This window comes from Siminovitchia sediminis, from assembly GCF_042680885.1.
In the GTDB taxonomy this organism is placed as follows: Bacteria; Bacillota; Bacilli; order Bacillales; family Bacillaceae_C; genus Siminovitchia; species Siminovitchia sediminis.
This window is the reverse complement of record NZ_JBHUEO010000088.1, coordinates 1-649: the sequence shown is the minus strand read 5'-3', so window position 1 is coordinate 649 and position 649 is coordinate 1. Positions and strand designations below refer to the sequence as shown.

Below are 649 nucleotides of genomic sequence, written 5' to 3'. Positions count from 1 at the left end.
ATTTATCCAGCTTTCTGTCTGGATGATATTCAATATCCTCAATGGAAGCCTGATTATTACTTAATTGTGCGCTTTTAATAAGACGTTCCAGTTTATTGTTTTGCCGGCGTGACCACTCCGTGTCCACAAGCAATCCAAAACGATCTTCAAATGTCATTTCCTGATATTCAGGGTTTCTTAATTGTTCTAGAAAGGTTTCCGCCATGGCAGACATGCGCATTTCAGTTAGCTTTGTCAATGTTGTTTCTTTCGTCATTTTCTTTCTCCCCCGTAATAGGCAGCTCCACGGGTAAAACCAAAGGAACTCCCTGTTTTCTCTTCAGTATCTGACGATTCATTTGTCGGCAGTTTATCTTGGCCAGTTTTCAATATCATTTGGATACTTTTGAGTGTTGGTCTGGGCGTATAGGTCAAAGCTCTCTCACACGCATTTTCCAAACGTTCTATCGAATGCTTATCTGCCAATTTCATTAGGCCAAGGCATGATTTCAAACCTTGTTTTTCTGTTTTATAAGACGATAAGATACTTCGGACAGTGGTTAAAATATGCATTCCTGCGGAATCAGCCCAGTCCAAGACATATTCCCGATTGAAATTAATAAACTGCTTATGTTTGTCGGGCATATGATCCGGGTTAGTGTTTGCCTGC

Annotated in this window: 1 protein-coding gene and 1 pseudogene; both read right to left on the bottom strand. The window is 40.5% G+C overall.

Annotated elements, in window-relative coordinates; all coding sequences use genetic code 11:
• Positions 1-256: ATP-binding protein (locus ACFSCZ_RS17410; RefSeq protein ID WP_380775727.1), on the bottom strand; the 256-nt coding region annotated here is incomplete at its 3' end.
• Positions 253-649: pseudogene (locus tag ACFSCZ_RS17405) on the bottom strand (IS21 family transposase); the annotation flags it as partial. The pseudogene ACFSCZ_RS17405 and the gene ACFSCZ_RS17410, both read right to left, overlap by 4 nt.